The sequence below is a fragment of the Nonomuraea sp. NPDC048901 genome (assembly GCF_040649695.1).
GTDB lineage: Bacteria > Actinomycetota > Actinomycetes > Streptosporangiales > Streptosporangiaceae > Nonomuraea.
On record NZ_JBEZFW010000003.1, the window covers coordinates 131,908 to 154,688 of the forward strand.

The 22,781-nt window shown below is 68.7% G+C and carries 20 protein-coding genes; 9 read left to right on the top strand and 11 right to left on the bottom strand.

What is annotated here, in order from left to right; translation table 11 throughout:
* Positions 1-18: 18 nt before the first annotated feature.
* Together AB0C30_RS10340 and AB0C30_RS10345 are read right to left on the bottom strand one after the other, a co-directional pair.
* On the bottom strand, positions 19-1,380 hold the full coding sequence (locus tag AB0C30_RS10340) for an ATP-binding protein (protein WP_357941760.1): 1,362 nt from the start codon (positions 1,378-1,380) through the stop codon (positions 19-21).
* 74 nt (positions 1,381-1,454) lie between these two features.
* A complete protein-coding gene (locus AB0C30_RS10345; protein ID WP_357941762.1) occupies positions 1,455-1,952 on the bottom strand; it encodes a hypothetical protein in 498 nt (165 codons plus the stop codon).
* 226 nt (positions 1,953-2,178) lie between these two features.
* On the opposite strand from AB0C30_RS10345, the gene AB0C30_RS10350 reads away from it, so the two are divergent.
* From AB0C30_RS10350 to AB0C30_RS10360, 3 genes are read left to right on the top strand one after another with little or no spacing between them, the layout of a single operon-like run.
* Positions 2,179-3,342 (top strand): FAD-dependent monooxygenase, encoded by a 1,164-nt coding sequence (locus AB0C30_RS10350; protein WP_357941764.1) that lies wholly within the window; start codon positions 2,179-2,181, stop codon positions 3,340-3,342.
* Positions 3,343-3,392: 50 nt separating this feature from the next.
* Positions 3,393-3,950 (top strand): TetR/AcrR family transcriptional regulator, encoded by a 558-nt coding sequence (locus AB0C30_RS10355; protein ID WP_357941766.1) that lies wholly within the window; start codon positions 3,393-3,395, stop codon positions 3,948-3,950.
* Between the two features lie 25 nt (positions 3,951-3,975).
* Positions 3,976-4,371: a tautomerase family protein gene (locus AB0C30_RS10360; protein ID WP_357941768.1), complete on the top strand. Its 396-nt coding sequence runs from the start codon at positions 3,976-3,978 to the stop codon at positions 4,369-4,371.
* Here AB0C30_RS10360 and AB0C30_RS10365 read toward each other — a convergent pair.
* A complete protein-coding gene (locus AB0C30_RS10365; protein ID WP_357941770.1) occupies positions 4,301-5,611 on the bottom strand; it encodes a glycosyltransferase family 4 protein in 1,311 nt (436 codons plus the stop codon). The genes AB0C30_RS10360 and AB0C30_RS10365 overlap by 71 nt on opposite strands.
* A 202-nt stretch (positions 5,612-5,813) precedes the next feature.
* On the opposite strand from AB0C30_RS10365, the gene AB0C30_RS10370 reads away from it, so the two are divergent.
* Both AB0C30_RS10370 and AB0C30_RS10375 read left to right on the top strand, forming a co-directional pair.
* Positions 5,814-6,188 (top strand): BlaI/MecI/CopY family transcriptional regulator, encoded by a 375-nt coding sequence (locus AB0C30_RS10370; protein WP_357941772.1) that lies wholly within the window; start codon positions 5,814-5,816, stop codon positions 6,186-6,188.
* Between the two features lies 1 nt (position 6,189).
* On the top strand, positions 6,190-7,140 hold the full coding sequence (locus AB0C30_RS10375) for a M56 family metallopeptidase (RefSeq protein ID WP_357941774.1): 951 nt from the start codon (positions 6,190-6,192) through the stop codon (positions 7,138-7,140).
* 7 nt (positions 7,141-7,147) lie between these two features.
* Here the strand turns inward: AB0C30_RS10375 and AB0C30_RS10380 are convergent, their stop codons facing one another.
* The 4 genes from AB0C30_RS10380 to AB0C30_RS10395 all read right to left on the bottom strand — a co-directional run bounded on the left by AB0C30_RS10380 (position 7,148) and on the right by AB0C30_RS10395 (position 12,310).
* Complete coding sequence (locus AB0C30_RS10380) at positions 7,148-7,726, bottom strand: TetR/AcrR family transcriptional regulator (RefSeq protein WP_357941776.1); 579 nt, start codon at positions 7,724-7,726, stop codon at positions 7,148-7,150.
* 82 nt (positions 7,727-7,808) lie between these two features.
* On the bottom strand, positions 7,809-9,113 hold the full coding sequence (locus AB0C30_RS10385) for a PHB depolymerase family esterase (RefSeq protein WP_357941778.1): 1,305 nt from the start codon (positions 9,111-9,113) through the stop codon (positions 7,809-7,811).
* Positions 9,114-9,266: 153 nt separating this feature from the next.
* Positions 9,267-9,689 (bottom strand): roadblock/LC7 domain-containing protein, encoded by a 423-nt coding sequence (locus AB0C30_RS10390; RefSeq protein WP_357941780.1) that lies wholly within the window; start codon positions 9,687-9,689, stop codon positions 9,267-9,269.
* Complete coding sequence (locus AB0C30_RS10395; protein ID WP_357941782.1) at positions 9,686-12,310, bottom strand: nitrate- and nitrite sensing domain-containing protein; 2,625 nt, start codon at positions 12,308-12,310, stop codon at positions 9,686-9,688. Before AB0C30_RS10395 ends, AB0C30_RS10390 begins: the two co-directional genes overlap by 4 nt.
* A 575-nt stretch (positions 12,311-12,885) precedes the next feature.
* Here AB0C30_RS10395 and AB0C30_RS10400 point away from each other — a divergent pair.
* The 4 genes from AB0C30_RS10400 (at position 12,886) to AB0C30_RS10415 (ending at position 16,462) form a co-directional block, all read left to right on the top strand.
* Positions 12,886-13,872, top strand: a complete 987-nt coding sequence (locus AB0C30_RS10400; RefSeq protein ID WP_357941783.1) for an ABC transporter substrate-binding protein — start codon at positions 12,886-12,888, stop codon at positions 13,870-13,872.
* The gene (locus tag AB0C30_RS10405; RefSeq protein ID WP_357941785.1) at positions 13,869-14,642 is read left to right on the top strand and encodes an ABC transporter permease subunit; all 774 of its coding nucleotides are present in this window, start codon (positions 13,869-13,871) and stop codon (positions 14,640-14,642) included. Before AB0C30_RS10400 ends, AB0C30_RS10405 begins: the two co-directional genes overlap by 4 nt.
* Complete coding sequence (locus AB0C30_RS10410) at positions 14,639-15,418, top strand: ABC transporter permease (RefSeq protein ID WP_357941787.1); 780 nt, start codon at positions 14,639-14,641, stop codon at positions 15,416-15,418. The genes AB0C30_RS10405 and AB0C30_RS10410 overlap by 4 nt, the downstream gene beginning before the upstream one ends.
* A 108-nt stretch (positions 15,419-15,526) precedes the next feature.
* On the top strand, positions 15,527-16,462 hold the full coding sequence (locus AB0C30_RS10415; RefSeq protein ID WP_357941789.1) for a methyltransferase: 936 nt from the start codon (positions 15,527-15,529) through the stop codon (positions 16,460-16,462).
* Between the two features lie 121 nt (positions 16,463-16,583).
* Here AB0C30_RS10415 and AB0C30_RS10420 read toward each other — a convergent pair whose 3' ends face one another.
* The 4 genes from AB0C30_RS10420 to AB0C30_RS10435 all read right to left on the bottom strand — a co-directional run bounded on the left by AB0C30_RS10420 (position 16,584) and on the right by AB0C30_RS10435 (position 22,715).
* Positions 16,584-19,925 carry a S8 family serine peptidase gene (locus tag AB0C30_RS10420; protein ID WP_357941791.1) on the bottom strand — a complete coding sequence of 1,114 codons (3,342 nt, stop codon included), beginning with the start codon at positions 19,923-19,925 and terminating at the stop codon, positions 16,584-16,586.
* Positions 19,926-20,143: 218 nt separating this feature from the next.
* Positions 20,144-20,848, bottom strand: a complete 705-nt coding sequence (locus AB0C30_RS10425) for a TIGR03943 family protein (RefSeq protein ID WP_357941793.1) — start codon at positions 20,846-20,848, stop codon at positions 20,144-20,146.
* Complete coding sequence (locus AB0C30_RS10430) at positions 20,845-21,870, bottom strand: permease (protein ID WP_357941795.1); 1,026 nt, start codon at positions 21,868-21,870, stop codon at positions 20,845-20,847. The genes AB0C30_RS10425 and AB0C30_RS10430 overlap by 4 nt, the downstream gene beginning before the upstream one ends.
* A 137-nt stretch (positions 21,871-22,007) precedes the next feature.
* On the bottom strand, positions 22,008-22,715 hold the full coding sequence (locus tag AB0C30_RS10435) for a hypothetical protein (protein ID WP_357941797.1): 708 nt from the start codon (positions 22,713-22,715) through the stop codon (positions 22,008-22,010).
* Between the last annotated feature and the right edge of the window lie 66 nt (positions 22,716-22,781).

Here is a 22,781-nt window from a genome sequence, read left to right on the forward strand (position 1 = left end):
TGGCTCTGTCAACCCTTCTCAACGTGCTGGGTCGGCAGGGGCGACAGGGATTTTCAGCACGAATCGCGCGCCCTTCTCCGAATCCTCGATGGTCAGCGACCCGCCGTGACGCTCGGCGATCTCCCTGGCGATCGCCAGGCCGAGTCCCGTACCCCCCATGTCCTTGCTTCGGGCGGCATCCAGCCGGGTGAAGCGCTGGAAGACGAATTCCCGCTGGTCAGGGGAGATGCCGGGGCCGTCGTCGTTCACCTCGAGCACCGCATCGTCACCCTTGCGGCGGACCGAGATCGCCACGGTGGAGTCGGCGTGCCGCGCGGCGTTGTCCAGGAGGTTGGTGAGCAGGCGGCCGAGCTGGAGCCGGTCTCCGTTCACGACCGCGTCGGGCCCGAGGTCGGTCACGACGCGTGCTTTGGGGGCCCGGCGTTCGAGCTCGGACTTGACCAGCTCGCGCAGGTCCACGCGGTCGCCGTCGCAGTGGGCGCCGGCGTCGAGCCGGGCCAGCACCAGCAGGTCGACGACGATCGCCTCCAGCCGGTCGAGGCTGGCCAGCAGGGCTTGCGCCATCGCGGGCCAGTCCGCCTCGTCCGGGTGCAGCATGGCCGCTTCCACCTGGGTGCGTATGGCGGTGATGGGACTGCGCAGGTCGTGCGAGGCGTCGGAGGCGAAGCGCCGCTGCTGCTCGACCGCCGCCTCCAGCCGCTCCAAGGTCAGGTTCGCGGTCTCGGCCAGCTTCCGGATCTCGTCGTGGTGGTCGGGCACGGGCACCCGGCGGCCGAGGTCGGTCGAGGTGATCTCGGCCAGCTCGGCGACGATGTCGTCGACGGGGTCGAGGGTCTTGCTGACGGTACGGTAGGCGCCGATCGCCGTGGCACTGATCAGCAGCGCGGACCCGACGAGCAGGGTGATGACGACCGAGCGATCGATGTACCCGGGGATGACGAAATCGGCGCCGTAGACGATCCAGTCGCCTCCGGCCCCGGCGACCCGTATGGCCACGACGATCATGCACGTGTCCCCGAAGCTCGGCACGGTGCAGACGATCCGGTCCTTGATCAGGTTGTCATCCGGTGGGGCGAAGGAGGCCATGCGTGGTTGGCCGAGCATCCGCAGGTTCGCCGCCACGAGCTTGCCGTGGGCGTCCACCACCTGGAGAGCGGCGATTCCATGGTCGGGGAGCAGGGAAGGGAGCTGGTCGCGCGAGATGTGCCGGGCCACGTGCAGCTCGGACTGGAGGATCACGTCGGTCCGGTCGTCCATGGCGCGGTCGTGGGCGGCCAGCAGGATGAACACGCAGAAGACCACGCACAACGCCGCCATGACGGCACCGGCCAGCAGCGTCATCCGTGTCCGTACGGACAACTCGTGCCGCAAGGTCACCATGTCTCTCCGTCCGCCTGACGATCACGCGCCAGGAGCGGATGTGGAGACAGCCGCTCCTGGTTCGCCTGACGCGATCAGGTGTGCCGCGCGTGCAGCATCGGTTTCAGCGCCACCAGTGCGCCTACGGCGAATATCGCGGTGGCCAGGTAGATGAGCCCGAGGTGGCCGAGAGTGGCGAAATGGTACGGGTAGTGCGCGGGCAGGGCGACGACCAGGCCCAGCACTGGGACCACGATCGACGTCACGTACGCCCACCAGAGCCCGTGCCTGACCCCGAACCAGGCGAGTGCCGCGGTGGCCAGCCCGGTCGAGGCGAGGAACCCTGACAGCGCGATGTGCAGGTGCGCGATGTACCTGAACAGGTCGGGACTGAACGACTGGACCTGCGCCCGGCTGACATCGACCTCGTGCGGACCGATGCCGAGCTCCAGGAACCCGCCGGTGAAGTTGCGGATGAAGAAGATCACCGCGTAACCCATGAATGTCAGGCCGGCCAGTGCCATGAGCGCCGCGCCGAGCCGCAGGGCGCCGGGCGCCGCTTCTGTCGCCGGGTGATGAGCGATGGTCGCCATGGCCGCCCCCTTCCTGAAATTGTCGCCAAGGGGGGAGCACGGAATGAACACCCCCATTGTCCCACCTGCACGGGAACGCACTTGGCCACCCTGAGGAGGTGGGAGCTGTGCCGATTATTGGGCATTTTGTGACTGGTGGTTCAGCCGGAGGAGACCGCAGGAATACATACCTCATTGCTACGCTATGAGATGAGTTGATGACGTTGCGTAGTTATGGGGAGTTAGCGTGAAGGTCGCCTGCGTCGGCGGAGGGCCCGCCAGCCTGTACTTCTCGATCCTGATGAAGCGGGTGGACCCGTCCCACGACATCACCGTCTATGAGCGAAATCCGGCCGGGTCGACCTATGGCTGGGGCGTGACATATATCTACGAACTGCTCCACAGTCTCCACGGCGTCGACCCCGAGTCCGCGCGTGCCATCATCGAGAGCTCGGTCCGCTGGGACGGCTGGGTCATGCACGTTTGCGACCGCGCCACGGTGACCGTGGATCACGGGGACGAGGGTTTCGGCATCGGCCGGCATCGATTGCTCGACATCCTCACCGAGCGGGCCCGCTCCCTCGGTGTGCGCATCGAGTACGAGCGCGAGATCGCCGAGGAGGAGGAACTGGCCGACGCCGACCTCGTCGTCGCCGGTGACGGGGTCAACAGCGTGCTGCGCGAGCGCCACTCCGACCATTTCGGGACCCAGGTCGCGGTCGGCCGGAACGTCTACATCTGGCTCGGCACCACCAAGATCTTCGAATCGTTCACCTTCGCCTTCGTGGAGACCGAGCACGGCTGGATCTGGTACTACGGCTACGGATTCGGCAAGGACCACAGCACCTGCGTCATCGAATGCGCCCCTGAGACCTGGCGGGGACTCGGGCTCGACCAGGCGAACGAGGCCGACGGCCTGGCCCTCCTGGAGAAGCTCTTCGCCCAAATCCTGGACGGGCACCCCCTGATCGGCCGGGCGCACCCCGACGGCCGGGCGCACTGGCTGAACTTCCGCACACTGACCAACCGGAAGTGGTACCACGGCAACCTCGTCCTGGTCGGGGACGCCGCGCACACCACGCACTACTCCATCGGCGCGGGCACCGCCCTCGCGCTGGGGGACGCCGCATTCCTGGTCAACGCGCTGCACGAGGAGACGGCGCTCAAGCCCGCCCTCGCCCGCTACGAGCGGGAACGCCGGGCGGTCATCCGGGCCACCCAGCGGGCGGCCCGCTACAGCGCGCGGTGGTACGAGAGCCTGCCCCGCTACATCAACCTGCCGCCTTGGCAGCTGTTCGCGCTGCTCGGCCAGCGGCACTCGGTGCTGCTCCCGCACATCCCGCCGCGGCTGTACTACCGGCTGGACCAAGTGGCCGGGAAGCTCGGGCTGGCGCGCGATCCCAAGCACTGACCGAGCTCTGGTCTTGCGTTCTGTACCTACTAGTATGTACGGTCAGTGCCGTGGACACGAGGGAACGGCTGATCGAGAGCACCCGGGAGCTGCTGTGGGAGTGCGGCTACGTAGGCACCTCGCCGAAGGCGATCCAGCGGCGATCCGGGGCCGGCCAGGGCAGCATGTACCACCACTTCCGCGGGAAGTCCGACCTGGCGCTGGCCGCGATCACCCGTAGCGCCGAGGAGCTGCGTGATCGCGCTGAGGCGGAGCTCGGCGGCTCGGGCACACCGGTCCAGCGGATCGCCACCTACCTGCGCCGGGAGCGCGAGGCTCTCCGGGGCTGCCCGGTGGGCCGGCTCACCCAGGACTCGGACGTCATGGCCGATCCCACGTTGCGCCGGCCGATCGAGGAGACCTTCGCCTGGCTGCGCGACCGGCTCGCCGGGGTCCTCACCGAAGCGCGGGCGGCCGGTGAGCTGGCCACCGCGCTCGACCCGGCGGCCACCGCCGCCGCGCTCGTCGCGGTGCTGCAGGGCGCGTATGTGCTGGCCCGCGCGGCCGGCGACGCGGACGTCTACGCACAGGCCGTGGACGGCGCGCTCGGCCTGCTCGCTGCCCACTGAACCGGATCGTTGAAAGGAAGAAGTAATGCCATTTGTACGCATTGATGCGGTTCGTGCAGACGAGAAGCGGCTGGCGGCCCTGGGCCGGGCCGTGCACGATGCCCTGGTCGACGCCATCGGCATCCCGCCGGACGACAGGTTCCAGGTGATCACCGGCCATGACGGAACGCGGCGGATGGTCAGCTACGACGACAACTACCTCGGCATCCACCGGGACGACGACCTCGTGTTCGTGGCCATCACGATGCGCTCCGGGCGCACCGCGGACCAGAAGCAGGCTCTCTACCGCAGGATCGCCGAGCTCGCCCAGGACTACGCGGGGACCGAGCCGCGGAACGTGTTCGTCACGGTCACCGAGAACGAGCCGCTCGACTGGTCGTTCGGCGACGGCGTGGCCCAGTATGCGCGGGCCGCTCCGTGATCTCCACGGCCGTCCCGGGCCGGGACGGCCGCCGAGGCTCCGTGATCTCGGCCAGCAGGCTGTCCCAGCGGGCGCCGATCTCCCGCAGGTCATAGGCCCTGGCGGTGCGCTTCGCGGCGGCGCCGAACTTGCGGCGCAGGTCCTCGTTCTCGATGAGCTCGCAGATCGTCTCGGCGAAGGCGCCGACGTCGCCCGGCTCGACCAGGCGGCCGTCGAGACCGTCGGTGATGACCTCGGCCGGACCGGTGGGGCAGTCGAAGGCGACGGCGGGCAGGCCCTTGCTCATCGCCTCGATCAACGCCATCGGCATCCCCTCGGAGCGTGAGCTGAGCAGGAACATCCCCGCCTTCGCCAGCTCCTCTCCGACCTGATCGGTACGCCCCATGAGGAAGGCGCGTCCGTCCAGCCCCGACTCCTCGATCTGGGCCCTCAGCCGCTCGCGCCACGGCCCCGACCCGTAGACGCGCAGCGTCCACTCCGGGTGCCGCTCGCCGACCAGCCGCCAGGCCGCCAGGAGCAGGTCGAAGCCCTTGACCCGATCCAGCCGCCCCACCGCGACGGCGGTCGTGCCGTCCAGCGAGGCGTCGCCGCCGCCCAGGGGTGGCAGGGCATTGGGGATGCAGGTCAGATGGAGCTGGGGCACCGCCCTGGTGTAGCGCTCCAGATCGGCACGGGTCAGTGTGACCAGCGCGTCCAGCTTGCCGTACCGGCGCTTGATGACCTTGCGCAGCTCGGGCTTGTGCGCGGCCAGGTTGCGGTGTTCCTGGCCGATGGTGATGACCCCGGGCGGCGCGAAACCGGCGGCGAACAGGTTGAGGCTCGGCCTGGTGGTGATCAGCACCCCGCCGCGCAGCGAGCGCAGGTAGCGCAGCAGCACCAGATCGGTCAGCAGCGAGCAGCGCCGGTAGGAGGGCTCGGTCGGGGGCACCAGCACGCTGGGCAGCCGCGACAGCCATCGGCGCAGCCTGCCTTTGTCGCGCGTACGGTCATCGAGAACCGAGATCCGCACACCGGAGGGGAGCGGGAAGAACGGCTGGTTCCGCTCGCGGATCAGGCTGACGATCTCGACGTCGTGGTCGCGCGCCAGGTATCCGGCGAGGTTGAGCACCGTGCGGATGGTGCCACCCATGCCGTACGCGTGGAACAACAGGATGCGCACCGTGCCGGCATCGGGCGCGGGTGCCGTGCGGGCCCGCCGCAGGTCCGCCAGCCGGAGCAGCCACAGGGCCGTCCATCGCACCCAGCGTGCCCCTGACCCCAGCAGCCAATTTCGCGATCGCTCGTACACCTCAGCCGCCCCCTACCTGGATGATCGTCACGAGAAGGACATGTCAGAACCCCCCTACCTTTCTACTACATAGTTTGTAGTAGTTGAAGGGGGTGAATCGCCCAGGCACTACAGCTACCCTGCTACACAAGCTGTAAGTAGAGAGTGAGCGCTTATGACCTCACCATCGCGCCAACGCCGGGACCGGGGCGGCCTGGAGAGTGAGGTGCTGGCCATCCTGGCCGGCACCCCTGGTCCGCTGACCCCCGGTGAGGTGGCCCAGCGGCTCGCATCCCCGCTGGCCTACACCACGGTCATGACGGTGCTCAGCCGCCTGCACGACAAGGGCGCCGTCAGCCGGGTCCGCACCGGCCGCGCCTACGCCTACTCCATCCAGCGCGACGAGGCAGCCCGGCGGGCGGCGCAGATGCGCAGCCTGCTCGGTGAGGGCCAGGACCGGGCTCGAGTGCTGGCCCAGTTCGTCGGGGAGCTGTCCGAGCAGGACGAGGCGTTGCTGCAGCGGCTCCTGCGCGAGAGCGGCGGCACCTGACATGCGCGTCGACGTCTACCTGCCGCTGCTCATCTCGCTGCTGCTCGGCCTGGTCGCCGCGCCGCTGGCGCGCTGGCTGCCACCGTCCACCGCCGGCCGTGCCCTGGTGGCCGCCGCGCTGGTATCGGCGGTCAGCACCGCGTACGCGCTCGCGCTGCTCACCTGGACCCTGCTGGCCCAGATCCGGCTGGTGGCCTGGCTCGGCGGTTGGTCCCTGCAGTCCTGGGACGATGCCGATCCCGTGCCCACCCCGGTCGCCTTGGGCGCGGCGCTCGCTCTAGGTGTCGCCGCGATCCGGCTGACCCGCACCATCTTCCGGCATCGCCGGGCCATGGCCGAGGTCCGCCGTGTCGCCGACGAGTTGGACGGCGGACCGGGCGACCTGGTCGTGATCGACGAGGTCCGCCCCGAGGCGTTCGCCCTGCCCGCCCGGCGTGGCGGGCGGGTGGTGGTCTCCACCGGCATGCTGAACGCCCTGAGTCCGGACGAGCGACACGTCCTGCTGGCCCATGAGAACGCCCACCTGGCCCACCGCCACCACCTGTGCCGGGCGCTCGCCGACGCGGCCGCCGCGGTCAATCCCCTCCTGTATCGCCTTCCCCGGGCCGTCGGCTACGCCACCGAACGCTGGGCCGACGAAGAAGCCGCGAGCGCCGTCGGTGATCGCGCGCTCGCCGCCCGGGCGCTGGCTCGCGCCGCCCTCGCCTCGCTGGCCGCATCGTCTTCTCCCGCGGCCCCGGCGATGGGCTACCACTCGTCGGACGTACCCGAGCGAGTGCGCTCCCTGCTCAGCCCCCGGCCACGGCGCCGGCCCGTGCTCGTGGCCGTGCTCGCCGCCCTGGCCGTCCTGACGCTGTGGGCGCCGCTGAACGCCAACCAGGACGCCGAGTCGCTGCTGGTGCACAGCGGGGCGCCCATCTTCCTGCTCTGCGCTCCCCACTGCCCGGCCTGAAGCTGGATCAGGGGCGGTGGGAGAAACGGTCGACCAGGATGGCCAGCCGCTGGTCGTGGAACTCGCGGGGGAGCCTGCCGCCGCGCATGAGCGTCACCAGCCCGTGCAGGCCGCTCCAGAAGGTTTCGGTGAGCAGGCCGAGGTCGTCGTCGCCGACCTGCGATTCCAGCGCCTGGCTCAGCTCGCCGAAGGCCGCCTGCAGGGGAGCCGGTGCCTCGGGGGTGGCGAAGGGCAGGTCGACGGCCAGATTGAAGATCACGTCGTACAGTGCGGGCCGCCGTTCGGCGAAGTCCGCGTAGGCGGCGCCGACGGCGGCGAGGGCCTGCCGGGGGTCGTCTGTCGAAGTACGGGCCGCGCGCAGGTCGACGGCCAGGTCGGCGCAGCCCTCCACCGCGACCGCCGCCATGATGGCGTCCTTGCCCTTGAAGTGGCTGTAGAGCACCGGCTGGCTGTATTCGACCTGTTCGGCCAGGCGGCGCGTCGTCACCGCCTCCCAGCCCTCGGCCTCGGCCAGCGTCCGGGCCGCTGTGATGATCAACCGTTCCCGCTCCGCCCGCTCGCGTTCCTTGCGCTCCTGAATCGACATGCCGACAACTCTAGCATCGCTAGCACTTCTGTCGATGCTCTAAATCCGGGCGGCGGGCGGGCCGCCGCCCGGAGCCACCTGGTCAGGCGATGGTGCAGGTCGTGCCGCCCAGGGTGAAGGAGGTGGGTTTGCCGGTGTTACCGGTGTGAGTGGCCTGGAAGCCGAAGTTGGTGGAGGCTCCGGGCGCGATGGTGGCGTTGTAGCTGACGTTCCTGGCCGTGACCTGACCGCTGGAGGGGGAGACGGTGGCGTTCCAGGCGGAGGTGACCGTCTGCCCGCCGGGGAGGGTGAAGGTCAGGGCCCAGGTGTTGATCGGGGACGCGCTGGTGTTGGTGATGGTGACGGATGCGGTGAATCCGGTGTTCCAGCTGTTCATGGTGTAGGTGACGCCGCAGGGTCCGCCGGGCGTCGGCGTGGGAGTCGGGGTGGGTGTCGGGGTGGGTGTCGGCGAAGGGCCGGTGGACCCGCCGTCCAGGCCGAAGAACTGGATGACCCCGGCGGCCATGCCGCCCTGCGGAAGGCTGTGCCCGATCCCTTGGATGCTGACGCCCTCGACGGCGACCATGGTGCCGGTGCCGCCGTAACGGGTCCGGGTCCAGGACGCCTGCGGGTGGTCGGTGAACGTGGGCGTCTGGCTGAGGCCGTGGACGTCGGTCCACTGCTTGATCTCTTCCTGGAAGTTCGGGTAGCGGAGCGTGGCGTCCTCGGTGCCGTGCCACAGTTGCATGCGCGGACGCGCCCCGGTGTAGCCGGGGAAGGCGCCGCGTACGAGGTCGCCCCACTGCTGCGGGGTCTTGATGATGGTGCCGTTGGCGCAGGCGCTGTTCCAGCTGGAGCCGTCGGTGGTGGCGAAGCAGCCGAACGGCACGCCCATGAACGCCGCCCCGGCCTTGAAGACGTCGGGATAGTCGCCCAGCAGCACGTTCGTCATCATGCCGCCCGAGGACGCGCCGGTCACGTAGACCCGGGAGGCGTCGCCGTTGTTGTGCTGCTCGACATACTTGACCATGGACACGATCCCCACCGGGTCGCTGCCGCCGTCGTGCTTGAGCGCCTGTGGCGAGGAGACGTCGAAGCAGGATCCGCTCCTGGTGGCGGAGGGGTAGATGACGATGAATCCGTACCTGTCCGCCAGCGAGGCGAACTCGGTCCCGGAGTAGAAGGCCGGGCCGGAGCCCGTGCAGTAGTGCACGGCCACCAGGATCGGCGGCCGGGCCGCGACGTTGTTCGGTACGTACACGTACATCCGCAGCCCGCTGGGGTTGGTGCCGAAGTTGGTCACCTCGGTGAGCGAGGCCGGCGAGGCCGGCGGCGCCATGGTCAGCCACGCGATGACGAACATCGCGGCGGCGATCAAGGCGCCGAGCACTCTGGTGGTCATCCTCATCCGCTGCCCCTCTCTCGATGCGACCCCGAAATATTCGGAGTATTCTTAAAAACTTTTCGAGAGACAAGGACCCAAGTGGGCCGCCATGCCCGGCATTCGAGTGACCTGGGGAATCTGCTTAACCCAGGCTCGGATTCTTGAAAGTTTCGGAAATCACCTGGTCAGGCTGGTACGTAGGTGTGCGCGTACGGCGGGGGTCAGCACCTGGCCGGCCCGTTCCACCATGAGCGTCATGTGGTACGCCACGAGCGCCATGTCGCAGTCAGGCGCGACGAGAACGGCCAGGCATGAGCCGTCGCTGATCGACATCGTCAGCAGCAGCCCATGCTGCATCTCCACCACGGACTGGGTGACGGTGCCGGCCTCGAAGACCCTGGCCGCTCCCAGCGTCAAACTCACCAGCCCCGCGGCGATCGTGGCCAGTTGCTCGGCCCGGTCGGCGGGAAAGGCCGCCGAGACCGCGAGGGGCAGTCCATCGGATGAGACGACGATCGCGTGGGCGACGCCTGGGACGGTGCTGACGAATTCAGTGACCAGCCAGTCGAGCCCATGCCCCACGTAAGTCAGGTCGTTCATGCACCCAGTTCCCTGTTCATGGGGCCAGTAGAAGGGGCCCTGCCCTGACTGATGTCCTCGCGCGCGGCCCGGAGGCCCTTCTGGAAACTCGCCAGGCGGTTGCGCGCCCGGTCGGGTGAGATCGGCGGCGCCGGCGGGACGTCCTTCGGCGCGGTGGACGCGCCGGCCGAACCCGGCACGAGGTTGGCCTTGGGCACCCGTCTGGGCAGCCCGGCGGCCGTCGCGCCGTCACGTACCGGCTCGACCGCGGCCGCCGCGGCGTGCCAGCCGGCATCCGCCTGGGCGGAACTCCAGTTCGCGCCGCTTTCACCACGCTCGAACCAGGCCGACTCGATCGACTCGTAGATCGGCAGGTACTCATCACCCCCGGAGGCCGGCCGCACGGCCGGGATCGGGCCGGTGGCGGCCGACTCGGTCTCGGGGAAGTCGTATCCGGCCCGCGCCGGGCCGTCCACGCGGTCGCCGAGGCTCCTGCTCGGCGGCTGGTCGCCAGTGGGCCATTTCGGCGGGTCGTTATCGCCGGACCAGCCGACCGGCGTTCTCGACGGCGTCCAGATGTCGCCGGTGTCGTAGGAGCCGAAGCTCGCGCGCGGCACGGCCGGCCGACCGGTCTCGGCAGGCCGCGGGGGCGGCGAGGGCCAGGCGCCTGCCGAGCCCGGAGGATTGGAGGGATACGACGGGTGTCCCGGGCCCATCTGGTACGTGGCCGCCGGCAACGGCGGCGGCGTGGAATAGGCCTCCTCGCGGCCCCCGACGGGCATGCCGGCGTAGGCGGGCGAAGGCATGCCCAGCAGCGCCTCCGGAATCAGCACCATGGCGGTGAGACCGCCGGAGCCGTGCGGGCGCAGCTGTACGCGGATGCCGTGCCGGTGCGCCAGCCTGGCGACCACGAACAGGCCCATGCGGCGCGACACCGAGACGTCCACGATGGGCGCGTTGGTAAGGCGGTCGTTGGCCTGGGCCAGTTCGTCCTGGGTCATGCCGATGCCGGAGTCGGTGATCGACACCATCACGCCGCCTCCGTCAATGCGGCTGCCGGAGACCGTCACGCGAGTCTCGCGGGGCGAGAACGACAGCGCGTTCTCCACCAGCTCGGCCAGCAGGTGGATGACGTCGTTGACGGCCTGACCGGCGACGGCAACGCCGTCGGGCACCTGCAGGACGACCCGCTCGTAGTTCTCGACCTCCGACAGGGAGGCGCGGGCCACGTCGACCAGCTTGACCGGCTGGCTCCAGCGGCGCGGCGGGTCCTGACCGGCGAGGACCAGCAGGTTCTCGCTGTTACGGCGCATACGGGTGGCCAGGTGGTCCAGCTTGAACAGGTTCGCCAACCGGCTCTCGTCCTGCTCGCCCTGCTCCAGCCCGTCGATGAGGGTGATCTGCCGCTCGACCAGCGTCTGGCTTCTGCGCGAGAGGTTGACGAACATCGCGTTGACGTTGCTTCGGAGTCGGGACTCCTCACCGGCCAGCCGGACGGCTTCCCGGTGTACCTCGTCGAACGCCCGCGCGACTTCACCGATCTCGTCCGTCGACGAGATGGCGATCGGCGGCACCTGGGCATCGTCCGCGCTGACCTCGCTGGTGCGGAGCTGCCGAACGAGCTCAGGCAGCGTTTGGCCGGCGACCTTGAGCGCGTCTCCGCGCAACCGCCTGAGCGGCCGGACGAGCGAGCGGGCCATGACGGCGGTGACGGCGAGGACCAGGATGATCAGGGTGATGACGAGGGCGATGTTGAGCCCGGCCACGTACTGGTCGTTGCCCTGGACGTCGGCGCTGATGGTGGCGACCTGCTGCGACATCGCCTTCTGCACGGTGTGCGCGCTGTCGACGGTGTCGCTGATGGACTCGAACCAGCGGGCGACGTCGTCGGTGGTCGAGGTGTCGAGCCGCCGCAGGGACAGGCCCGTGTTGGTGAGGAACACGGCCCTGTTCATGTAGAACTCGCCCCGGCCGACCTTCACGCTGGCGACCGTGTTGTCGAAGAACTGCCGCTGGGCGACGGTGGCCACGGTGCGGAACGAGGTGCGTTCGCTCTCACGCCTGGAGCGGGCATCGAGGAACGCTTTGTACTCGGGTTCTTCGAACGACCCTCTGACCAGCGCGATCATCAGCAGGCCTCGCAGTTTGGAGGTCTCCTCCTCATAGCGGGCGATGGCTCGCAGGGCCGCGGTCGTGGAGATGAGCTGCTCGTCTGTCGAGCCCTGTGTGACCTCGTCGTAGAGTTGCAGCATCTCGGCGATGGCCTCGGAATACTTCTCCATCGTCGGGAGCGGCGGCAGCAGTGTGCCGGCCACGGTGGCTCGCAGCGAGGCGAGCTGGGTCAGCCTGGTGCGTATGGTGGCCAGCTTCCTGCGGCCGAGATCGGACAGCGAGTCCTCGGCCGTCGCGGCGGCCGCGTTCGTGCGCGCCACGCTGGCGTTCACGATCCCCTGCTGGGCCGCGAGCTGCTCCTTCTCGGCCGATGCCCTGTTGGAGGCGACGAACTGCGCCGAGAGGTCACGTTCGAGGGCCATCTCGCGGGACAGCTCGCCGAGTTGCGCGACGAGGGAACTCACGTTGCTGATGTGCTGATACTGCTGTGCGCTGCTGATCGAGGTGGCGACGCGTAGCCCGCCCAGCATAACGGCTACCAGGGTGGGAATGGCAATGAGAGAAATGAGGCGGGTTCGCACCCGCCAATTGCGCAAGGCCATTGCGCTACCGCGGGCGGGCGCCGAGTCGGTTGACTTCGAATTCGCTACTGAATGTCCCGGCAGAGCGGGGGCCCCGACGCGTCCGTGTTTGGTCGTCGTTGTCCTCACTGGTGGCAACCTCTCGCGTGGCCTGCTACAGGGAATTCGTCACGGAATTCGTCACACTGTCGAGTTAGTGCAGGCAAGTTGATCACGAAGTCGAGAGGTTAGCCAACTCCTCGGAAGTTTCAACGGGTCCAACGCGATATTTTTTTGTTGATACTTTAATCATATTTTACATTACAGTGCATATATCTGAAAAATCATGCCAATCCGGGCATGTGATCATCAACAGTACTCTAAGTACATAGAGTCTATATCTCCACATATATTGCGTTTCATTGAAATATTTGGATATGCGTGGCATGGCGCTTCAGGTTTGATCTTCCCTCCGCTACGCTTCACGCTCGGCGTTCTCGATGTCGGATCGCCAGACGCTGCTTCCCCTGGTAGGAGACCCCCCGATGACCCGCACACTGCGCTGTCGCGCCCTTTTTCTCGGCGCCGCAGTCGCTCTCACCCTTACCGCCTGTGGTGGGAACAGCGACTCTCCTGGCGCGTCGGCCAATAGCAACGGCTTGGAGAAGACCACCATCAAGGTCGGTGCGCTACCGATTCCTGACGCTGTGTCGCTCTATATCGCCAACGCCAAGGGCTTTTTCAAGGAAGAGGGCCTGACGGTCCAGCCGGTCACCATCACTGGCGGAGCGGCGGCGATTCCGCAGGTCAAGAGCGGCGCACTGGACATCTCTCAAACCAACTACGCCTCGACCTTCCTGGCCGTCAGTAAGGGTGAGAAGCTCAAGCTGGTCGCGGACGCGTACCAGGCCGGTCCGAACACCTTCAACATCATGGTTCCGAAGGATTCACCGATCAAAACGGTCGCTGACCTCAAGGGAAAGACCGTCCTGGTCAACAATCTCCGGAACATCGCCACGCTGGCTGTGACTACGCAACTCAAGGTGGCGGGACTTACCGAGAACGACGTCAAGTTCGCCGAGAAGCCGTTCCCCGACATGGGCAACGCGATTACCAGCGGGCAGGCTGACGCCTGCTGGATCACCGAGCCGTTCATCACCGCCAACCAGAGCAAGCTGGGCTTCCGCAAGCTGGCCGACACCATGACGGGCGAGACCGAGGACCTGCCGATCGCGGGCTGGATGGCCACCGACGAGTGGGCGAAGAAGAACCCGAAGACGCTGGCCGCCTTCCAACGGGCGATCGGCAAGGCTCAGAGTCTCGCGTCGAGTAACCGCAAGGAGATCGAAGCGATACTGCCCACGTACACGAAGATCGACGCGAAGACCGCCTCGGTCATCACGCTGGGCACTTTTCCGAGCGAGCTGAGCGCCACCCGACTGCAGAAAGTGGCCGATCTCATGCTCGACTACAAGTACCTCACCAGTGCTTTCGACGTGAAGTCGATCATCGCGGCACCGTCGAGCGGATGACCCGTGCACAACTGCTCCGCGGCGTCGTGGGCGCCGCGGGCTTTCTCGCCGTCGGCGAGCTGGTCATCCGGTTCGGGCTGAGCCGCGACCTGGTCTTCCCGCCGCCTTCGGCCATCCTGTACGAGGCGGTGCTCCTCCTGGCCGACCGAGACTTCCTGACGGGAGCGCTCACGACGCTCACGAACTGGGCGCTCGGCCTGCTGGTCGCGGTGGCGGTGGCCGTCCCGGCGGGCGTCCTGCTCGGCGCGCTGACCCCGATGGAGCGCGCCCTCCGGCCGCTGCTGGAGTTCCTGCGACCCATCCCCTCTGTCGCGATCATTCCGCTGGCGATCCTGCTGATCCCGGAGGACGAGCTGATGAAGGTCTCCGTCATCGTCTACGCGTCCGTCTGGCCGATACTGATCAACACGTTGTACGGCATGCACGACGTCGACCCGCTGGCCAAGGAGTCCCTGCGCAGCTTCGGATTCGGGAGGCTGGCCGTGCTCGGCAGGGTGAGCCTGCCCAGTGCCGCGCCCTTCGTCGCCACCGGCATCCGGATCGCCGCCGGGATCGCGCTGATCATCGCCGTCAGCGCCGAGCTGCTCGCCGGAGGCGTCGCGGGCCTGGGGGTCTTCGTGGTCCAGGCGGGAAGCGGGAACAGGACCGACCTCATCATGGCGGCCACGTTCTGGGCCGGCGCGTTCGGCCTGCTGGCCAACGTGGCGTTACAGGCGGCGGAGCGCCGCCTGTTCCGCTGGCGCCTGGTGCGGACGGGGGCGGTGTCGTGAAGTCGCTCGCCAGGTCCTGGGTGATCCTCGCCGTCATCGTCTTCTGGGAGCTCGTCGCGCGGCGGCTCGAGGACACGGACTTCCCGCCGCCCACCACGATCGTCTCCCGCATGTACGAGCTGTGGTTCTCCGGCCCGGCCGCCCGGCTGTTCCTCACAGACGACGCCTTGGGCAACATCCTGCCCAGCCTGGGACGCATGTTCTCCGGGTGGATCCTGGCCTCGCTCATCGGAGTGGTGCTGGGAGTGCTCCTGGGGCGCTCGCGGGTGGCGACCGACTACGTGAGCGTGCTGATCGAGTTCGGCCGTGCCATTCCGCCGCCGTTGCTGCTGCCGCTGTTCATCGTGTTGTTCCAGGCGGGCCTGCGGATACAGCTCGCCGTGATCGTGTCCGGTGTGATCTGGCCGGTGCTGCTCAACTCGATGGACGGGGCCAGGTCGGTGGACCGGACCTACACCGAGACCGCCACCGTCTTCGGGCTGTCGAGGGCGCAGCGCCTGGGCCGGATCGTCATCCCCGCCGCCTCACCCAAGATCTTCGCGGGCCTGCGGCTGAGCCTGTCGCTCGCGCTGATCCTCATGGTGATCTCTGAGGTGTTCGGCAGCACGGACGGCATCGGCTACCAGCTGCTGACGGCACAGCGCAGCTTCGACACACCCGCGGTGTGGGCGACGATCGCGCTGCTGGGGATGCTCGGCTTCATCGTGAACGCGCTTTTCGTGGTGGCGGAGCGCCGGGTGCTGGTCTGGCACAGGCAGGCCACCCAGACGCCATGACCTCTCTTGGAACCCCTTGGAACCTTTTGGAAGGGACACATGCCACACTCTGACAGCCTCCTCTGGAGATCTGTTTCCGAAATTTCGCGATTCGCGGCTTTGTTGACCATGGCGGAGCTGGGCGTCGCCGACCATTTGGCGGACGGCCCGCTCGACACCGATGAACTGGCCAAGAGGTGCGGGGCGCACGCCCCCTCGCTCCGCCGGGTCCTGCGTGAGCTGGCGAGCATGGGGGTCGTCCACACAGTCGGCGCCGACATCTACGGCCTGACCGACATGGGCACCACGCTCCGCTCCGACGTCCCCGGCTCGATCCGTTCCTCGATCCGCGCGCTGGGCGAGGAAGGCTTCTGGTACGCGATGGGCAAGCTGCCGGACACGGTGCGCCAGGGCAGCTCAGCATTCGTCGCGAAGTACGGGAAGTTGTACGAGCATCTGGCGAAAAATCCTGATGTGGGCCGCATATTCGACGACTACATGGCCACCAGGGCGATCACGTTCACGGACGGCCTGGTCAAGCGGTACGACTTCGCGGGCATCGAGACCATGGTGGACGTCGCCGGGGGCAGTGGCCACATTATGGCCACGGTCCTGCACGCCAATCCGGGCATGCGCGGCATCCTCTTCGATCTCGACCAGGTGGCGGCCCGGGCCAGGAACCTGCTGGCCACCGAGGGCCTGGCCGATCGGTACGAGGTCGTGGCCGGCGACTTCTTCGCCTCGGTTCCGGCGGGCGCGGACGCCTATCTACTGGCGAGCATCCTGCACAACTGGGACGACGGCGACGCCCTGCGGATTCTGCGCAATGTCCGCCGCGCGATGAACCCCGGCGGGCGGGTGCTGGTGCTGGAGGTGGCACTGCCCGACGACGAGGCGCCGCATCTGGGCAAGGATCTCGATCTGCGCATGCTGGCCATCTTCAACGGCGGCCTTGAGCGCAGCCGGGAGGAGTACGCGACACTGTTCGAGCAGGCCGACCTGGAGTTGGCGGAGGTCATCGAGCTGGGTGCGGGAGCGAGCCTCCTTGAGGCCAGGCCCGTCTGAGGCAGGCCTCCTGAGCGGATCCGCGGCCGTTCGCTACCCGATATGACCGATAGGACCACCGGAGGGTGACGCCTCGGGCGGTGACGCCGCGGGCGGGCGAGCCGCCCGCGGCGCTACCGGATCACTGGACGGTGATCTTGTCCACTTCGACGGTGATCCCCTTGACCTGCGGGGTCGAGGTGGCCGTCGTCACGTTGCCGACGCCCGGGCTGACCCCCTTGATCTTCATCGAGTAGGTCAGGGCACCGCCGGGCGCGCCGGGTGTGCTCGTGACCACGAGGTCCTGGGTGGGCGGCCCGGAGATCTGGTCGCCCGCCGTACCCTCGTCGTTCTCCGCGCCCACGGTCAGTCCCGCGCCCGCGGGGGCGTCGCCCGGCAGGTTGGCCGGGTCGTAGGCGTAGCTGATGTCCTCCACGCCGTTGAGCCCGATCCACTGCTGGAACACCTTGAGGCTGCTCGTACCGAAGGTGTGGACCCGCCATTCCAGCACCAGCCAGCGGCTGACGCCGTCGGTCAGCGTCCCGGCGAAGACGCCGGGGGCGCCGGTGCCGTCGAGGTCGGTCCAGTAGGAGGCGAGCACGGCGTTCGGCCGCGCCGGGTCGGGCAGTGTCTGCGGGAGGAAGGCGATGTCGTCGGCGCCGTTGGTTCCGCCGGCGACGCTGTAGCCGTTGGAGACCACGCCGATCCTGGTGTAGGTCTTACCGGCGAAGGTAAAGGCGGGCACCGTGAAGTTCAGCGCCTGCTCGTCCCCGATCGGCGTCGGTGTGATGCCGAAGGCGTCCAGCGGAAGATATCCGGCAGGACCCGCACCCGGCGCGATGGTCGGCTTGTCGGGCTGGCGGCCGGGCAGTGTCGCCTTGGCCGTCGCGATCTGGGTCCCGATCTTGGTGGCCCCGGTCACGCTGTTCAGCCGCAGGCGTGCGTCGAGTGTGCTCAGCGCGGTCACCTCGGTGCTGGACAGGCTGTTGTTCTGCACGGTGACCGTGCAGGTGGACTCACCGGTGTTCCTCGGGATGGTGGCCGGCGCGCAGGTCTGGTCGACCGGCACGATGCCTTCCTGGCGGAAGAAGGCCACCGGCAGGTGCAGTGCCCGCGAGCCGCCGACCTGCTTGAGGTTCACCTGGCCGAAGTACTGCCCGTCGGGCAGGTCCGGCGCGGTGATGACCACCGTCAGCTTCGTGCTCTTGCCCGGTGCGACGGTGAAGCGCGCCGGCAGCACCGTGATGTTGGCGCCGCTGACGGTCGTGGCCGAGGCGGAGAAGGTGAGCGACTTGCTGGTGGTGTTCGTGACCGTGCGCTTGGCGGTGATGAGACCGGGCATGGTCGGCGCGTTCACCGAGGGCAGGTTGAGGTCGATCCTGTTGAGCGGGTCGGTGGCCGAGGCGATGAAGTTGGCCGCGCTCTCGTCCAGGGTCAGTCCGGGGTCACCGGCCTTGGTCAGGTCGATGCGCCCGCCGCCCATGTCGAACGGGTCCGCGGGGGTGACGCGGTCCTGCTTGGTGACCGCGGTCTTGGCCGTGGTCTCCAGAGCCGACTTCACCTGTCCCGGTGTCCAGGTCGGATGCAGGGCGAACACGAGCGCGGCCGAGCCGGTCACGTGCGGCGCCGACATGGACGTGCCCTGGATGACCTGGTACAGGTTGCCGGGCGGCCCTTCGAGCGGTGACTCGGGAGTCGGGGTCATGCCCGCCAGGATGTGCAGGCCGGGCCCGGTGACGTCGGGCTTGAGGAAGTCCCCGCCGGGACCGCGCGAGGAGAAGTAGGTCATCACGTCGCCCTGCCAGCTGGCCTTGACCCCCTGGGTGAACGACGCCGTCGCGCCCGGATGCGCGGACAGGAAGCTCATGAGTACGTCGGTCTCGGGCTTGTTGACGTGCACCGACGGGACCCAGTGGGCGTCGGTGAAGACGTCGAACGGGAAGGCGTTGTAGAGGATCATCCCCGCCGCGCCGCCCTGCTTGACGTTGAAGCTCTTCAGCACCCGGTTCGGGCCGCGCTCGCAGGCGACGATCTTCCCGGTGAAGATCCCGGCCGGCGCCGGGGTGTCACACAAGGAGTTGGAGTACGGCGGAGCGGACGCCAGCACCACCGGCAGCGGCGAGGCGAGCCCGGAGGTGACGGACGCGCCCTTGATCGTCGCCGTGGCGCCACCGCCGGACAGCGTGATCGCGGACTGGAACGTTCTGGTCTGCGTGGACGCGGCCACCGTGGTCACCCACGGGCTGCGGTGGTCGGTGGTGTTGGCGCCGGGCCCCGAGTTGCCCGCCGACGCCGAGACCAGCACGCCCGCCGCGTACGCGTCGAGGAAGGCCAGCTCGACCGGGTCGCTGTAGGGGTCGGAGCCACCGGAGATCGAGAAGTTGATGACCCGGACGCCGTCCAGAATGGCACGTGCCACCGCCTGCGCTGAGTCGGACGGGAAGCAGCCCTGCGCGCCGCACACCTTGTAGACCGAGACCTCGGCGGCGGGCGCGATGCCGTGGATCGGGCCGCGGCTGATCCCCATCGGGTTCGCGTCGGCCACCGGGCCGCCGGCCGACGTGGTGGCGGTGTGGGTGCCGTGCCCGTTGGAGTCACGGGCGCTGTCGGGGTAGACCTCGCCACCGAAGACCGCGTTGTAGGTCTCCAGGAACGGCTGCCCGCCGATCAGCTTGTTGTTGCAGGTGAAGGGATCGTTGGCCGGGGTCAGCGGGTTGTCGCCGAAGTCGCAGACCCGGGGCGTGCCGTCCTTGGTCGGACCGGGCGCGGGCAGGCCGGTCGGGGCGGCGAACTGGGGGTGCTCGGGCCAGGCGCCTGAGTCCAGCACGCCCACGATCACGCCCTTGCCCGCGGAGTTGCTGCCCCCGAGCTGGTTGTAGATGGTGTTGGCGCCGATGAACTCCGGGCTGGAGTCGGTGAGGAGCTGCTGGGGCTTGTCCTCCTGTACGGCGACGGCGCCGGGCAGCTTCAACACCTCGGCCGCCTTGTTGCCCGGGATCCGGAGCGCGATGCCGCCATAGACGGTCCTGACCCGCTGGCCCACCACGGCCCCTGGGACCTTGCCGGCCAGCTGGTCGAGGAACGCCTTCTCCACGCTCTCGATGTGCTGGCCGTACTTCTTGGCCTCGGCACTCCTGGTGTCGAGTGCCTTGCCGGTGACGGCGGGACTGGTGCCCGGCAGACCGGGCAGCCCGCCCCGATAGGCGGCGAGCGAGTCGTAGTCCAGCTTGACCATGATGTTGATCGGCGCCGGCGACGTGGTCCGTAACAGCGCCTGGTCACTCTTGGCGAGCTTGCCCGTCGGGGACTTGGCGCCCTCGACGAGCTGGGCGCCGGTGACGGGGGTGGCCTGCCACTTCCCGTTCGCGGGAGAGGGGGTGGGGGTGGCCCGCGCCGCTGCCGGGCTCATCACCGCCACCATGCTCAGGCCGATGACCACCGACGCGAGCCGCCGCGCACGGGATAAGCGGGGACTGGATAACACAAGTTCCTCCTCGTCGAGGCTGCATGGACTCACCACGCGCCAAGGAGGCGTCAGGTCACCCTGCGTCGAGGCACACCGGAGAGATCACTGAACCCTCCCCGGTGGGTGACAAGCCGTATGAGTCGCCCGGTGGGGCGGCTCGGTACCGACCGGAGTGTAACCAGCGATCACCCGGCCGAGAACCCCACTGAGTTGCCATAATCCGGCGGGCAATTTGGCTATTCGTACGGCTCGGCCGGCTGATCGATCTTCACTACGTCGGTAGCGGTCATGTCAGGGATTACGTAGCCGTTGGGGATCTTGCCTTTCCACGGGATCCATGAGCCGGTGACCTGTACCCAGGAGTTCTCCCTCGGAGCCGGTACGCCCCGGACCGCCACCTTCAAGGCGAGGGCGTCGGCGGCGCAGCAACTCATCTGCATCCTGGTGACGTACCAGAGATTCTTCTTCTTCGACGGCACCACGAAGCCGGTCAGCTTGACCTGCCGGCCCGCGAGCGACGTGCCGGCGGGGTCGTAGGCGCGCCCGATGAACTCGCCGAGCGCCAGCTGGGGCGCGCCGTCGGAGAGCTTACGAAAGGCCGCGGGGGCGGGCGGGCGCGGCGCGGGCGCGTCGTCCTCGCCGCCTGCCGCGAACGAGCCCAGCGCGGGAGGTGCGATCAGCACGATGGCGAACACCGGCACGGCCAGCAGCCACGCCACCCGTGACCCGTGGTCGTGACCGTGGTCGTGCCCATCACCCTGCCCGCGCCACTGCCTGACCAGGGACACCAGGGCGAGGATCGCCAGCACCACCCCGGCTCCGACGAGTAACGGCCGGAAACCCGGTTTGACGTAGTTGACGTACGTAGTGGAGAAGGCGGAGATGTTCAGCAGCGCCCCGCCGAGGATCAGCAGCATCAGACTCTGCGTCTGGCGTTTCACAGCAGCACCCATCCGGTGACGAAGCTGACGCCGATCGCCAGCGTCAGCGTGAGTGGCACGAAGCGCCAGGCGAAGGGCCGCCCGAACGTACCCGCCTGCAACGCGATCAGTTTCAGGTCGACCATCGGCCCCACCACCAGGAAGGCGAGCTTGGCCGTGGGCGAGAAGGCGGTCAGGGAGGCGGCCACGAACGCGTCGGCCTCCGAGCAGATCGACAACAGCACCGCCAGCAGCGCCAGCACCAGCACGGACAGCACTGGAATCCCGGCCACGGAGGTGAGCCACGAGCGGGGGACCACCACGTTGAGCGTCGCCGCGGTCAGCCCGCCGACGACCAGGAACCCGCCGGTATGCAGCAGGTCGTGGCACATCGCGTCCACGAACGCGCCCCACTTGCCATGCCCCGGCGCCGCGGTACGGCGGGGCACCGGCAGCCACTCGGTGCGCCCGAACCGCGCCCAGATCCAGCCGGCCAGCACGGCCACGGCCAGCGAGGCGCCGAACCGCGCGACCACCATCGCCGGGTCGCCGGGAAAGGCCACCGCCGTGGCCACCAGCACAACCGGGTTGATCGCCGGCGAGGCGAGCAGGAACGCCAGCGCCGCGGCGGGCGCCACACCACGCGCCATCAGCCCCGAGGCCACCGGCACCGAGGCGCATTCGCACCCGGGCAGCACCGCGCCCGCCACCCCGGCCACCGGCACCGCCGCGTAGGTCTGACGCGGCAGGGCCCTGGTCCAGAACGAGGCGGGCACGAACGCGGTGATGGCCGCCGACAACGCCACCCCGAACACCAGGAACGGCAGCGCCTGCACACACACTGCCACGAAGATGGTGGCCCATGTCTGCAGCACAGGAGCCGTGAGGTAGGGCGCCAGCAGGAACCGGCCCGCCACCAGCAGCGCGACCAGGCCGACGAACGACCACGGCAGCCACGACTCATGGGCGGGTCTGCGCCCCCACGAGTCCGGTGGGAGATGATCTTCCGCCTCGGGCCAATCCAGCGGGGTTCTCTGTGTCATCGTCCTCCCTGCCCAGCGCTCGGTTCTGATGACACGCGAGCAGCAGATTAGCGGGTTCCGCGGTGTCCTTGCCGCAGGCCGAAACCAAGGGTGCCCGGTTGTCACTGTCCCGGGGAGCCCTCCTTCGCCCAAGGCGCTCAGGCTTCGGACGTTCGGGGGACGGTGGGGGCCGTCGTGGCCGGCCGTGGTGCGGGCGTGGCGGTGACGTCCCAGTCGGTGTCGGACAGCCTGAGCGTGCGTACGCCCAGCCGGCCGAACACCACCGCGATCGCGCCGAGCGCGGCGAGCTCCACCGCGGCCGGCGGGTCATCGGGTAACACGTTGTGTACGATCACGACGGCGGTGATCAGCGCCGGGGCCCACCAGCCGATCAGCCCGGCTCGCCAGGCCGCCCAGGTCAGCAGCGCTATGCCGATGCCGAAGCTGGTCAGCAGGACGAAGAAGGTCACGAGCGCCGGGTCGGCGTTGAGCCTGTCCTCGAAGGCCCGCATCTGCGCCGGATCGCCGCCGGCCAGTGACCGCATGACGAGGTACACCGTGGCGAGTCCCATGTGTCCCAGCGCGCCGAGCAGGGTGCACAGTCCTCCCAGGTGGGCGAGCAGTGAGCCGCGGTCGCGAGCCTGGTGGACGATGCCGCCGATCGCGGGCACGGTGAGCACCGCCGATGCCAGCAGTGTCAGCGCCGAGGCGGTCATCAGTCCCGGTCGGCCGACCGCGGCGCCGTAGAAACCGGTTCCGCCGGTCGGGTCGAGTGGGTCTTGGGCTACCAGCAGCGTGCCGAGCCCGATCAGGCTGAGCCCCGCCGCGATGCGGCGGAGACGCCGGGCGTCGGAGAAAGCGGACATGATGTCCCTCCCGTGGTCGCGACCGCCTCGATGGCGGCCGACGCCTCAATGTCCTGCCGGGACGCC